We start from the raw sequence: 13,065 nt of genomic DNA on the forward strand, positions 1-13,065 counted from the left end.
CTCCGCCAAAGATGGGAAGGGCACCTTCTACAACACATAGCGATGTGAAGGTGCCCTTCCTTGCTCTTGGATAGTCGGTTGCTGCGGGCATGCGGGGGCGGGAGCATCTTCGGCATGTCGACACTCAAGGTCACCGCGGAACGGCTGGTGATCCACCCGCACCCCAATGCCGACGCGCTCGAACTCGCCGAGGTGGGACGGCTGCGCGCGGTGGTCGCCAAGGGCGCCTTCCGCACCGGGGACCACGCCGTGTACCTGCCCGAGGGCTCCGTGCTGCCGGAGCCGCTGATCGCCGAACTCGGCCTCACCGGACGCCTCGCCGGCGCGAGCAAGGACCGCATCACCGCGGTACGCCTGCGCGGCGAGCTGTCCCAGGGCATCGTCTGCCTGCCCAAGGCGCTGTCCGACCTGGACCTCGGCCAGGCGGCCGCGGCGGGCACGGACTTCGCCGAGGTGCTCGGCGTGGTCAAGTGGAACCCGCCGGTGCCGGTGCACCTCGCCGGGGACATGACGCCCGCCGCCGACCTGCTGCCCTGGCTGGAGGTGGAGAACATCCGCCGCTACCCGGACCTGTTCACGGCCGGTGAGCCGGTGATCGCCACCGAGAAGATCCACGGCTCGGCGACGCTGATGACGTACGTCGCGGCGACCGGCGCGGTGTACGCGTCCTCGAAGGGCTTCGGCAAGCAGCGCCTGGCCATCAAGGAGACCGGCGCCAACCTCTACTGGCGCGCGGTCCGGACCTTCGACGTGCCCGCGTTCGCCGGGGCGGTCGCCGCCGCGCTCGGCGCGGCCCGGGTCGGCGTGTTCGGCGAGGTGTTCGGCCGGGGCGTGCAGGATCTGCCGTACGGCGCGAACGCCGGGGTGCGCCCCGGGTACGCGGTGTTCGACGTGTGCGTGGACGCCGGGGACGGCGTGCGCTGGCTGACGCTGGACGAGTACGCGCCGCTCGCCGCGGAGCACGGGGTGCCGCTGGTGCCGGTGCTGTACCGGGGCGAGTACGACGAGCAGGAGCTGATCGCGCTGGCCGACGGCGTCGAGACGGTGTCCGGCACGGGCGCGAACCTGCGCGAGGGCCTGGTCGTGCGCTCGGTGCCCGAGCGCTACAGCCCGGTGACCGGCGGCCGCGCCATCGGCAAGCTCGTCTCCCCGGCCTACCTGACCCGCAAGGGCGGCACCGAGTACGAGTGACCACCTCCTGGCCCACCCGGACCGGCCGCCGCGCCGTCCCCGCCAGGGCCACGAGCTCGGATCTTGACGGTTTCTCGTCGCCTGGGCGGCGAGAAACCGTCAAGATCTGGCCCGAGTCCGTTGTTCGAGCCGGTCGCGTGCTTCGTGGGGGTGAGGCATTAGCCTGTCAGCGTGCGTTATGTCGTGATCACAGGTGTGTCCCGCGGGCTGGGCGAGGCCCTGCTCAACCAGTTCGAGACCGACGAGGACACCGTGGTGCTCGCGCTGGGTCGCGGCTTCACCGACGCGCAGCGCATCAATGCCGGCAAGCGGCTGATCCTGCGCCACTGCGAGCTGGCCGAGCCGTCCACCCTGCCGCACGCGTCCGAGCTGAGCGAGCTGTTCGAGGACGCCGACGAGGTGGTGCTGATCCACAACGCGGCGGTGGTCGCCCCGATCGGGCCGATCGGGGACCTGGAACCCGACGAGCTGGCCAACGCGGTGGCGGTGAACCTGACCGCGCCGATGCTGCTGACCAACTCGCTGCTGGCGGCGCTGCCCGCCACCGCCTCGCGCGCTGTGATCATGTTCGTCTCCTCGGGTGCGGCGCACCGGGTCATCGACGGCTGGTCGGCGTACTCGGCGACCAAGCGCGGGGCCGAGGAGTTCTTCGCGCACCTGGCCGAGCAGTGCTCGGACGATCCGCGGATCAGGGTGGAGGTCGTCAACCCGGGCGTGATGGACACGGGTATGCAGGAGACGATCCGGTCCGCCCGGTTCGCGGGGCAGCAGCGCTTCCTCGACCTGTACGAGAACAACGAGCTCCCGGACCCGGCGGCGGTCGCGGCCCGGCTGATCGAGGACCATCTCCAGGCGTGAGGATGTTTCGGATTACTCGTGAGTAGGCCTAGACTGCGCGCGTGACCACCACCTCATCCCTGCCGCCCGGCGCGAGTGTCGTCGAGGCCGGCGAGCTGATCTCGACGAACCCCGCCACCGGTGATGAGGTGGCCCGCCTGCCCGTCGCCTCCGCCGCGGACGTGGCCGCCGCCGTCGAGCGGGCCCGCGCCGCGAGCGTCTGGTGGGCGGGCCTGGGCTGGCGCGAGCGCCGCCGGCGGCTGCTGCGCTGGCGCAGCCTGCTGGTCGCCCGCATGCAGGAGCTGGCCGAGCTGATGCACCGCGAGGGCGGCAAGCCGGTCGACGAGGCGCTGCTGGAGATCGTCGTCTCGGTCGACCACGCCGCCTGGGCCGCCAAGCACGCCCGCAAGGTGCTCGGCCCGCGCCGGGTCGGCGGCTCGCTGATGCAGTCGGAGTACGCCGCGCACCTGGAGTACCAGCCGTTCGGCGTCATCGGCGTGCTCGGCCCGTGGAACTTCCCGATCTTCACCCCGTTCGGTTCCATCGCGTACGGGCTGGCCGCGGGCAACGCCGTGGTCTTCAAGCCCAGCGAGTACACCCCCGCCGTCGGCCAGTTCTACGTGGACGCGTTCAACGAGGTCGTGCCGGAGCACCCGGTGCTGCAGATCGTGCACGGCGCCGGTGAGACCGGTGCGGCGCTGTGCCGCTCGGGCGTGGACAAGCTGGCCTTCACCGGCTCGGCGGCGACCGGCCGCAAGGTGATGGCGGCCTGCGCGGAGACGCTGACGCCCGTGCTGATCGAGTGCGGCGGCAAGGACGCGCTGATCGTCGACGACGACGCCGACCTCGACGCGGCGGCCGAGGCGACGGCCTGGGGCGCGAACTTCAACGCCGGGCAGGCCTGCGTCGGCATCGAGCGGGCGTACGTGCACGAGCGGGTCTACGACACGTTCGTGGCCAAGCTCGTCGCCCGCACCGAGAAGCTGACCGTCGGCGAGCAGGTCGGCCCGATCACCATGCCCGGCCAGCGCGACATCATCGCCCGCCACATCGACGACGCCCTGAGCAGCGGCGGCCGCGCCCTGCTCGGCGGCCCCGACTCGGTGCAGGGCGCGTACGTCAAGCCGACGATCCTGGTCGACGTGCCGGAGTCCTCGGCCGCCGTCCGCGAGGAGACGTTCGGCCCGACCATCACCGTCACCAAGGTCGCCTCGGTCGAGGAGGCGATCGCGCTGGCCAACGACTCCGCGTACGGCCTCGGCTCGGCGGTCTTCTCCAAGCGCCACGGCATGGCCATCGCCCGCCGTCTGAAGACCGGCATGACCGCCGTCAACTCGGCCTTCTCCTTCGCCGTACTGCCCACCCTGCCCTTCGGCGGCGTAGGCGCGTCCGGCTTCGGCCGCATCCACGGCGCCGACGGCCTGCGCGAGTTCACCCGCGCCAAGGCCATCGCCCGCCGCCGCCTCCCCAGCCTCCCCGCCCTGCTGACCTTCGACCGCAAACCCTCAGCCGTAAAACTCGCCCTGACCGTGACCAAACTCCTCCACGGCCGAAACCGCTGACCCCGAACAGACCACGACCCCCGGCGCACCGCGCGCCGGGGGCTCACGCTTTCGCAGCCATGATCATGACGATCTTGCGCGAACTGTTGCCCATTTGCCCGTTTCGGGCGTGTCGCACCCACGTCACGCAAGATCGTCGTGATCTTGGGGGTTAGAAGTTAGAAGAGGGTTAGTTCGTCTTTTTTGGTGCCGCGGAGGCGGTCGTAGTCGACGACGACGCAGCGGATGCCGCGGTCTTCGGCGAGGACTCGGGCTTGGGGTTTGATCTCCTGGGCGGCGAAGATGCCGGCTACGGGGGCCAGCAGGGGGTCGCGGTTGAGGAGTTCGAGGTAGCGGGTGAGCTGCTCCACGCCGTCGATTTCGCCGCGGCGTTTGACCTCTACGGCGACGTGGGCGCTGGAGGCGTCGCGGCAGAGGAGGTCTACGGGGCCGATGGCGGTCATGTATTCGCGGCGGACCAGGGTGAAGCCTTCGCCGAAGGTGTGGGGGGCGGCGGCGAGGAGTTCCTGGAGGTGGGCTTCGACGCCGTCCTTCTGGAGGCCGGGGTCGGGGCCGAAGACGTGGGAGGTGTCCTCGAAGATCTCTTCGAGGGCGATCCTGAGTTCCTCGCCGGCCTTGTTGACCACGCGCCAGACGCCGGGCTCCTCGACGAGCTTGCAGGGCGGGCTCATCCAGTTCAGCGGCTTGTACGCCCGGTCGTCGGCGTGGATCGAGACCGAACCGTCCGCCTTCACGATGAGCAGGCGTTTGGCGGAGGGGAGGTGGGATGACAGCCGTCCGACGTAGTCGACGGTGCACCGGGCGATGACGAGACGCACCGAACCAGCCTAAGGGACGCGTATCCGTCGTAGCGTTCGCGTCCGTTGCGCGCGCGGGGCATGCTTGGGGCGTGCTCGAACTTCTGACCGGCACGGGGCTGGCAACCGCCGCGGGACTCAATGCGTACATCCCGCTTCTGGTGATCGGCATGCTGGACCGGTACACGAACCTGATCAATCTCCCTTCCGCCTGGTCCTGGTTGAGCAACGGCTGGGTGATGTTGATCCTCGCGGTGCTCCTGGCTATCGAGTTCGTCGCGGACAAGGTGCCGGTGGTGGACAGCGTCAACGACGTGGTGCAGACGGTGGTCCGGCCGACCGCGGGCGGCATGGCCTTCGCGGCGGGGTCGGGCTCCGAAACGGTGACGGTCACCGACCCGTCGGCGCTGTGGACGCAGAAGTTGTGGATACCGATCGTGATCGGTCTGCTCATCGCGTTGACCGTGCACGGCACCAAGGCGGCGGCCCGGCCGGTGATGAACGCGGCCACGCTGGGTGTCGCGGCTCCCGTCGTGTCGACGGTCGAGGACGGCGCGAGCGTGGGACTCTCGGTGGTCGCCATCATCATCCCGTTCCTCGTGGTCATTTTCTTGATCGGGCTGGTCTGGTGGATGACGACGGTTTCGCGAAGGCGGCGGCAGCGTCGCGCGATCGGGGCACTGTCGGAAAAGTAGCTCTAGCCACCAGGCGTGGCGAAAGCGTGATAAACGGGCCAAAAGGTCATACTCTCGCGGAGGAAATCCATCCGATCCCCCGTGGAGGTCTCGTGGCCAGCGTCGCCGAGGTCAAAGCCGCCATCGATGCCGCCATGCTGCACGTGCAGGAGGGCCAGGACGCGGTCCGTTCCGCCAACGACCGGCTCGGCGAGGCGCAGCTCAGCCTCGCCACCGCGGTCGAGGGGTCCGGCCACGAGGCCGTGACCGCCGCGCAGGCCGCGCTCGCCCAGGCCGCCTCGGAACTCGAGGAGTGCCTCACCGCGACGCTGCACGCGGTGGAGCAGGCCGAGTCGTACGTCGCGACGCTGTGAGCACCCCATGAGCGAGCGTAGTGAGCGAACAGCAGGCTCAGGTCAGCCGTCGGTGACGAGCGCAGCGAGGAGGCGACGGTATGAGCGAGCGTAGTGAGCGAATCAGCAGGCTCCGGTCAGCCGTCGGTGACGAGCGCAGCGAGGAGGCGACGGCATGAGTCTTGTTCAAGATCTTGCGGACCAGCTCCGGGTGGCCCGGGAGGAACTGCCGCTGCCGCAGGTCTCCGCGGCCGCCGAGCGCCTGCGCAGCGCCACTGGGCTGCTGGCCTGGGTGCTGCACCACAGCGCGACCCCGGTCAGCGTGCCCGATCTGAGCCGCGCCGTCGAGCGTCTGGACCACGCCGCCGCCGCGCTGCGCGTCGCCCAGGACCGGCTCGACGAGTACGCGCTGGCCCTGGGCATGCCCATCGACGCCCAGGCCCACCACCACGAGGGCTGGCAGAGCGCCGTACCCGCCCAGGCTCCGCGCGGTGAGGCCAGCGGCTCCGCCGACTGCCGCCTGGCCGACTGGTGGGGCGAGCGGGTCACCGCGCTGACCGGCGAGGAGTTCTCGGCATCCACGCTGCTCGGCGACCGTGCCGACGCCGCGCAGTCCAGCGCCGAGCTGCTGCGCCGCTGCGTACAGGCGGCCCATGACGGCGACCGCAGGCGCCTGCACCGGCACCTGGCCGCCGCCGGGCCCGCCGTCGGCCTGGGCCTGGCCGCCATCGCGCCGCCGCTGCTGCGCCGGCTCGCCGCCGACCTCGTCGGTTACCCGCCGCGGCTGGAGGACCTCGCCCGGGTACGCCGGGCCGCCCTGCCGCTGCCCGCCGAGCTGCTCCCGGCGCTGCCCGCCGAGGCGGCCGCGGAGATCGTGGCGCGGGTCTGCCACACCACGCCCCAGCGCACCGCCGACCGGGCCCCCACCCACCCGGTGGACGCCGCGACCGCCGCCGCGCTGCTGGTCGCCGCGCTGCTGCGGGCCAACGGCCGGCCGGCCGACGAGCTGAACCAGATCATCGAGGCCGAACGGGCCGCCGCCGGGGCCGCCCAGCAGCGGGCCGCCGAACGGGCCGAGGCCCACCGGGCCGCGCTGCGCATCACCGACAGCGGCCGCCGCCGCTCCGCCGTCGACGAGCTGGGCCGCGTCACGCAGCCCACGCGCCGCCGCAGCGGTGGCTGAGCCGGACGCCGCGACTGCGCCGACCAGCCGAGGCATCGTCGCGGCGGTACGCAGGGAACTGGCCGCGGCCCGGCACGCCGCTCGCGCGTCGCTGGCCGCGACCGGGGCGGCCCGGGTCGCGGCGCTCGCGCAGCTCGACGCCGTCCGGCGCTCGGCCCCGATCCGGCGCGACGAGCTGCTGGTCACGCGGGACACCGCACTGGCCGAGGCCCGCGCCCGCCGGGAGCGGGAGACCGCGAAACTCGGCCGAGGGCTGCTCGGGCTCGCCGAGGCGGCCGCGCCCGGCACCGCGGGCAGCCCGTGGACGGCGTGGCGGCCCGGCATGAAGCCGGAGCAGCAGGCCGGGCTCACCCCCGGGCTGCTGCGCATCGGCGCGCTGGTGCAGGAGCCGGCTCCGCCGACGGCCGTCCCGGCCCTGGTGCCGCTGCTGGACACGGCGCACCTGTACGTGTCCGGCGACGGCACGGCCGCGGCTGACGCCCTGATCGGGGCGTTGCTGCTGCGCGCGCTGGCGTCGGTGCCGCCCGGTTCGCTGCGGATCAGCGTGTACGACCCGGGCCGGCTCGGCGGCGCGCTGGCCGGGCTGGCCCCGCTGGCCCCCGCGGGCCTCATCTCGTACCTCGGGCCGGGCGGGCTCGCCCCGCTGCTCGACGACCTCGCCGAGCAGATCCGCCGGATCAACGAGAACGTGCTCGGCGGGGTCTACCTGAGCGTCGCCGAGCTGGCCGCGGAGACCGGCCGCCGCCCCGAGCCCTGGCGGGTCGCGGTGCTGCTGGCCGACCCGAACGGCGCGGAGCTGTCCAAGGCCGAGCGCGCCCAGCTCGACCGGGTCACCCGCACCGGCGTCGCCGCCGGGGTGCACCTGATCAGCCGCGGGTTCGACCTCGCCACGGACGCCGACGTCGAGACGATCGCGCTGCGGGCGGGCGGCACGGCGCGGACCAGCCTGACCGGCGAGATCCCGGTACGCCTCGACGCCCCGCCCGGCGCCGCCCTGGTCACCGGGGTCTGCCGGGCGCTGGCCGAGCAGGCCACCGCCGGGCCGCCGCCGGTGCCGTTCGCCGCTCTGCTACCCGACGAGATCTGGCAGCAGTCCTCGGCCGAGTCGCTACGCGCGCCGATCGGCGAGGGCACCGACGGCCGGCTGGTCGAGCTGGTGCTCGGCGACGACCCGCCGCACGCGCTGATCGGCGGCCCGTCCGGCTCCGGCAAGACGAACCTGATCTACTGCTGGCTCGGCGCGCTCGCCACCCGCTACTCCCCGACCGAGCTGTCGCTGTACCTGCTGGACTTCAAGGAGGGCGTGTCCTTCGCCCGCTTCGCCCCCGGCACCCGCGACCCCAGCTGGCTGCCGCAGGTGCGGCTGGTCGGCGTCAACGTCAACAGCGACCGCGAGTTCGGCCTGGCCCTGCTGCGGCACCTCGCCGAGGAGCTCAAGCGCCGGGCCGCCGCCGCCAAGCAGCACGAGGCGACCAAGCTCGCCGAGCTGCGGGCCGAGGACCCGCAGGGCGCCTGGCCGCGCATCGTCGCCGTGATCGACGAGTTCCAGGTGCTGCTGGGCGCGCGCGACGCGGTCACCAGCGAGGCGGTCGACCTGCTGGAGGACCTGGCCCGCCGGGGCCGCTCGCAGGGCATCCACCTGGTGCTGGCCAGCCAGGACGTGTCCGGCATCGAGGCGCTGTGGGGCCGGTCCGGGCTGGTCTCGCAGTTCACGCTGCGCGTCGCGCTGCCCAAGGCGCGCCGCATCCTGTCCGATGTGAACCTGGCCGCGGAGCTGATCCCGCGCTGCCACGCCGTGGTCAACGCCGACTCCGGGGTGCCGTCGGCGAACACCGTCGTGCGGCTGCCCGACGCCGGTGACCGGGCGACCTGGCTCGGGCTGCAGGAGCAGCTGTGGTCGGCCCGGCCGGACGGGGCCGAGCCGCCCCGGCTGTTCGACGGCGACTCCCGCCCGCTGTTCCCGCTGCTGCCCCCGCCGCCCGCGCCGGAACTGCCCGCGGCGGTCGGCGCGGTCGCCCTGCTCGGCGAGACCATCGACGTCGCGGGCCGCCCCGCCACGCTGCGGCTCAACCGAGCGCCCGGCCGCAACCTGGCCGTGCTCGGCACCCGGGCCGACGAGGCCTGCGCGGTGCTGCTCGCCGCCGGGCACGCGCTGGGCAGCCAGCACACGCCCGGCTCGGCCCGGTTCAGCGTGCTGTGCCTGGACTCCGACGCGACCACGCCCGCCAAGTCGCTGCACGCGGTGCTGGACGCCCGCCACCGCTGCGGCTGGTACGACGCCGACGGCGTCACCGGCCTGCTCGCCGAACTGGCCCGGGACACCGGCGAGCAGCCCGGCGGGCAGGCCGCCGTACCGCACTACGTGTTCGGCTTCGCCCTGGACGCCGTCGCGACAAGGCTGGCCGCCCGACCCGGCCCCGGCCTGCCCAGCGGCCACGAGCTGCTGCGCACCGTGCTCTCCCGGGGGCCGGAGCGGCGTACCCACCTGCTCTGCTGGTGGCGCACGGTGGCCCGGCTGCGCGACGACCTCGGCGGACCGGGGGCCCGCTTCGACGCGATCGGCGCGTGGGTGGCGCTCGACGTGCACGGGCCCGAGCTGTCCGCGCTCTACCCGCAGCCCGGCGGCCCGGCCTGGTTCCCCCGGCTCAACCGCGCGTTGCACTTCGACCGCTCGGTGCACCACCGCGCCCAGATCATCATCCCGTACGAGGTGGCCCCGTGACCTCCCCGCCGACGGTCCGCTACCGCGCGCTGATCGCCGACCTGGTCGCCGCGTCCCGGCGGCACGAGACGGCGCTGACCGCGGCCGTCCAGTCCCACGCGGACGGCATCGCCACCATCGAGCACGATCTCGCCGCGGCCGACGACGCGGTGGTCGCCGCGACGGCCCGGATGGCCCACGCGCAGCGCCTGGTCGCCCAGACCGACCTCGCCGCGGGCGCCCTCTGGGACGAGCTCAAGCAGGTACGCGGCCGCCGCGGCCGCCGCCTGGGCCCGGTGCCGCCACCACTGCCGCTGCCCGACTCCCCCGCCACCACGGACCCGATCGCGCTGCTGGAGACCGCCGCCGCCCGCATCGACCGGGCTCAGCGCGGCGGCGAGAAGCTGCCCCCGCTGATCCTGCCGCTGCTGTTCGCCCTCGGCGCGGCCTGCTCCGCCGTGGTCACCCTGCTCGCCGCCTTCCTCCAGAACCAAGGCCCGGTCGGCCTCATCGCCGGCTGGCTCGTCCTGCTCGGCGCTCCGCTGTCCGGCCTGCTCCCGGCCGGCGAGCTCGCCGACCGCTGGTTCGGCGCCCGCCTGGACCCCGGCGCCATCGCCCTCACCATCCTGGCCGGCATGCTCGCCACCACCGCCCTAACCCTCGCCTAACCCCACCCCCACCCCACCCCCGCCTCACCGCGTTGATCATGAACTTATGGCACGGCTCGACGGCGTGTCGCCGCCACAACTTCATGATCAACAAACCGGCGGGCGGGTGGGCGGTCAGGGGAGGTGGTGGCGTTCGCGGACGACCGTCACGAGCTCGGCCATGATGTCGGTGAGGGCGAAGTCCTTCGGGGTGAAGACGCGGGCGACGCCCGCCTCGCGGAGCACCTCGGCGTCGTCCTCGGGGATGATGCCGCCGACGACGACCGGCAGGTCGGCCAGCCCGGCGGTACGCAGCCCGGCCAGCACCGCGGGCACCGCGTTGAGGTGCGAGCCGGACAGCACCGACAGCCCGACGAGGTCCACGTCCTCCTGCACCGCCGCCGCCACGATCTGTGCCGGGGTCAGCCGGATGCCCTGGTAGACGACCTCGAACCCGGCGTCGCGGGCGCGTACGGCGATCTGTTCCGCGCCGTTGGAGTGCCCGTCGAGGCCCGGTTTGCCGACGAGCAGCCGCAGCGCCGGGCGCTCCAGCTCCCGGGCCGTGGCCCGCACCCGCTCGCGTACCCGGGCCAGCGAGCCGTCCCCGCTGCCGGAGACCCCGCTGCTCAGGCCGGTCGGCGCGCGGTACTCCCCGAACACCTCGCGCAGCACCCCGGCCCACTCCCCGGTGGTGACCCCGGCCCGTACGCACTCCAGCGTCGCCGGCATCAGGTTGCGCGACCCGGCGGCCTCGGCGCGCAGCCGGTCCAGCGCCTCGGCGGCCGCGGACGCGTCGCGCTCGGCCCGCCAGCGGGTCACCGCGTCGATCGCCGCCTTCTCCACCGCCGGATCGACCTGCTCGATCGCCTGCGCTCCGGCGGCGGTCAGCGGCGACGGCTCGGTCTCGACGAACCGGTTGACGCCGACGACCACGTCCTCGCCCGACTCCACCCGCCCGCGGCGGCGGGCCAGCGAGGCGACCAGCGCGCTCTTCAGGTGCCCGCTCTCCACGGCGGCCACTGCGCCGCCGAGTTCCAGCACCTCGGCGAGCTGCCGGCGGGCCCCGTCGGCGATCTCGTCGACCAACCCTTCGACGACGTGCGACCCGGCGAACAGGTCGGGGTATTCCAGCAGGTCGGACTCGTACGCCAGGACCTGCTGGAGGCGCAGGGACCACTGCTGGTCCCAGGGCCGGGGCAGGCCCAGGGCCTCGTTCCAGGCGGGCAGCTGCACGGCGCGGGCGCGGGCGTCGCGGGACATGGTGACGCCGAGCATCTCCAGCACGATCCGGGCCACGTTGTTCTCCGGCTGCGACTCGGTCAGCCCGAGGGAGTTGACCTGCACCCCGTAGCGCAGGCGGCGCTGCTTGGCGTCGGTGACGCCGTACCGGTCGCGGGTGATCTCGTCCCAGAGCCGGCCGAACGCCCGCATCTTCGCCATCTCCTCGACGAAACGCACGCCGGAGTTGACGAAGAACGAGATGCGCTGCACGACGTCGCCCATGCGCTCGGGCGCGACCTGGCCGCCGTCGCGTACCCGGTCGAGCACGGCGACGGCGGTGGCCAGTGCGAAGCCGACCTCCTGCACGGGCGTCGCGCCGGCCTCCTGGAGGTGGTACGAGCAGATGTTGACCGGGTTCCAGGCGGGCGCGTTGGCCACGGTCCACGCGACGACGTCGGTGGTCAGCCGCAGCGACGGGCCGGGCGGGAAGATGTACGTCCCGCGCGACAGGTACTCCTTGATGATGTCGTTCTGGGTCGTCCCGGCCAGCGCGGCAGGGTCCGCGCCCTGCTCCTGCGCGACGGTGACGTACAGCGCGAGCAGCCACATCGCGGTGGCGTTGATGGTCATGCTGGTGTTCGCGGCGGCCAGGTCGATGCCGTCGAACAGGGCGCGCGCGTCGCCGAGGTGCGCCACCGGCACGCCGACCCGGCCCACCTCGCCCGTGGCGAGCTCGTGGTCGGGGTCGTAGCCGGTCTGCGTGGGCAGGTCGAAGGCGACCGACAGCCCGGTCTGGCCCTTGGCCAGGTTGCGCCGGAACAGCGCGTTGGTGGCCGCCGCGTTCGAGTGGCCAGCGTAGGTGCGCATGACCCAGGGACGGTCACGATCGGCGAGACGTGGCTCCATACGCCGATGCTAAGTGAACGTTCAGTAACTTGTGCCGGTGAAGAATCTCACTGGGGTACGTGGCGTCTCTCGCGCCCGGCCGAGCAGGGGCGGGCTTCGATGACACGCTGACGTATGGTGCCGGGTGTGACTCACGAAGAGCTGGCGATCAGCGTCTCCGGGCTGCGCAAGTCCTATGCGGACAACGTCGCGGTCGCGGGGGTCGACCTGGCCGTGCCGCGCGGCGAGGTCTTCGCGCTGCTGGGCCCCAACGGGGCGGGCAAGACCACCACCGTGGAGATCCTGGAGGGCTTCCGCACCAGGGACTCCGGCACCGTCTCCGTCCTCGGCACGGACCCCGCGAAGGCCGACCGCGACTGGCGTCGCCGGGTCGGCATCGTGCTGCAGGGCACCGGCGAGTTCGACGAGCTCAAGGTGCATGAGGTGGTACGCCACTTCGCGCGCTTCTACCCGAACCCGGCCGACCCCGACGAGGTCATCGAGCGGGTCGGGCTGGGCGAGAAGGCGAACTCGCGTACGCACACCCTCTCCGGCGGCCAGAAGCGCCGCCTCGACGTGGCGCTGGGCATCGTCAACCAGCCCGAGGTGCTGTTCCTCGACGAGCCGACGACGGGCTTCGACCCGGCCGCCCGCCGCGAGTTCTGGGAGCTGATCCGGGCGCTGTCGCACACCGGCACCACCATCCTGCTGACCACGCACTACCTGGACGAGGCCGAGGCGCTCGCGGACCGGGTCGGCGTGATCGCCCGCGGCTCCATGATCGCCGTGTCGACCCCCGCCGAGCTGGGCGGGCGGCACCTGGCCACCGCCACGGTGAGCTGGCGCGAGGACGGCGGCACCCGGGTCGAGGAGACCGACCGTCCCACCGAGGTGGTGCAGCGCCTGGCCGCCTCGTTCGGCGGCGAGGTGCCGGAGCTGACCGTCACCCGGCCCACGCTGGAGGACGTCTACCTGAAGATGATCGGCGAGAACGGGCAGGTGGCGGCGTGAGTG

11 protein-coding genes are annotated in these 13,065 nt (G+C 73.1%); 9 read left to right on the plus strand and 2 right to left on the minus strand.

Annotated elements, in window-relative coordinates; genetic code table 11:
• Positions 1-114: 114 nt before the first annotated feature.
• The 3 genes from Cco03nite_RS31520 (at position 115) to Cco03nite_RS31530 (ending at position 3,590) form a co-directional block, all read left to right on the plus strand.
• Positions 115-1,191, plus strand: coding sequence for an RNA ligase (ATP) (locus tag Cco03nite_RS31520; RefSeq protein WP_203696882.1), 1,077 nt, complete (start codon positions 115-117; stop codon positions 1,189-1,191).
• A gap of 171 nt (positions 1,192-1,362) precedes the next feature.
• Positions 1,363-2,049, plus strand: a complete 687-nt coding sequence (locus Cco03nite_RS31525) for an SDR family NAD(P)-dependent oxidoreductase (RefSeq protein WP_203696884.1) — start codon at positions 1,363-1,365, stop codon at positions 2,047-2,049.
• A gap of 41 nt (positions 2,050-2,090) precedes the next feature.
• Positions 2,091-3,590 (plus strand): aldehyde dehydrogenase family protein, encoded by a 1,500-nt coding sequence (locus tag Cco03nite_RS31530; protein WP_239167816.1) that lies wholly within the window; start codon positions 2,091-2,093, stop codon positions 3,588-3,590.
• Between the two features lie 158 nt (positions 3,591-3,748).
• Here Cco03nite_RS31530 and nucS read toward each other — a convergent pair whose 3' ends face one another.
• On the minus strand, positions 3,749-4,408 hold the full coding sequence (nucS, locus tag Cco03nite_RS31535; protein WP_203696886.1) for an endonuclease NucS: 660 nt from the start codon (positions 4,406-4,408) through the stop codon (positions 3,749-3,751).
• Positions 4,409-4,479: 71 nt separating this feature from the next.
• On the opposite strand from nucS, the gene Cco03nite_RS31540 reads away from it, so the two are divergent.
• From Cco03nite_RS31540 to Cco03nite_RS31560, 5 genes are all read left to right on the plus strand, one after another.
• Complete coding sequence (locus tag Cco03nite_RS31540) at positions 4,480-5,082, plus strand: DUF4126 domain-containing protein (RefSeq protein ID WP_203696888.1); 603 nt, start codon at positions 4,480-4,482, stop codon at positions 5,080-5,082.
• Positions 5,083-5,174: 92 nt separating this feature from the next.
• Positions 5,175-5,435 (plus strand): hypothetical protein, encoded by a 261-nt coding sequence (locus Cco03nite_RS31545; RefSeq protein ID WP_120318357.1) that lies wholly within the window; start codon positions 5,175-5,177, stop codon positions 5,433-5,435.
• A 154-nt stretch (positions 5,436-5,589) separates the two neighbouring features.
• Complete coding sequence (locus Cco03nite_RS31550) at positions 5,590-6,597, plus strand: hypothetical protein (RefSeq protein WP_203696890.1); 1,008 nt, start codon at positions 5,590-5,592, stop codon at positions 6,595-6,597.
• Positions 6,590-9,319 (plus strand): FtsK/SpoIIIE domain-containing protein, encoded by a 2,730-nt coding sequence (locus Cco03nite_RS31555; protein WP_239167817.1) that lies wholly within the window; start codon positions 6,590-6,592, stop codon positions 9,317-9,319. The genes Cco03nite_RS31550 and Cco03nite_RS31555 overlap by 8 nt, the downstream gene beginning before the upstream one ends.
• Positions 9,316-9,966: a hypothetical protein gene (locus Cco03nite_RS31560; RefSeq protein WP_203696892.1), complete on the plus strand. Its 651-nt coding sequence runs from the start codon at positions 9,316-9,318 to the stop codon at positions 9,964-9,966. Before Cco03nite_RS31555 ends, Cco03nite_RS31560 begins: the two co-directional genes overlap by 4 nt.
• Positions 9,967-10,080: 114 nt before the next feature.
• Here Cco03nite_RS31560 and Cco03nite_RS31565 read toward each other — a convergent pair whose 3' ends face one another.
• The gene (locus tag Cco03nite_RS31565) at positions 10,081-12,072 is read right to left on the minus strand and encodes an ethylmalonyl-CoA mutase (protein WP_203696894.1); all 1,992 of its coding nucleotides are present in this window, start codon (positions 12,070-12,072) and stop codon (positions 10,081-10,083) included.
• 126 nt (positions 12,073-12,198) lie between these two features.
• On the opposite strand from Cco03nite_RS31565, the gene Cco03nite_RS31570 reads away from it, so the two are divergent.
• Complete coding sequence (locus Cco03nite_RS31570; RefSeq protein ID WP_239167818.1) at positions 12,199-13,062, plus strand: ABC transporter ATP-binding protein; 864 nt, start codon at positions 12,199-12,201, stop codon at positions 13,060-13,062.
• Positions 13,063-13,065 lie beyond the last annotated feature (3 nt).

The organism is Catellatospora coxensis (assembly GCF_016862635.1).
Taxonomy (GTDB): domain Bacteria; phylum Actinomycetota; class Actinomycetes; order Mycobacteriales; family Micromonosporaceae; genus Catellatospora; species Catellatospora coxensis.

Excerpts from the sequence above, each read along its gene's own strand:
- Cco03nite_RS31565 (WP_203696894.1), bottom strand. The coding sequence starts at position 12,072 with ATGGAGCCACGTCTCGCCGATCGTGACCGTCCCTGGGTCATGCGCACC.
- Cco03nite_RS31520 (WP_203696882.1), top strand. The coding sequence starts at position 115 with ATGTCGACACTCAAGGTCACCGCGGAACGGCTGGTGATCCACCCGCAC.
- Cco03nite_RS31550 (WP_203696890.1), top strand. The coding sequence starts at position 5,590 with ATGAGTCTTGTTCAAGATCTTGCGGACCAGCTCCGGGTGGCCCGGGAG.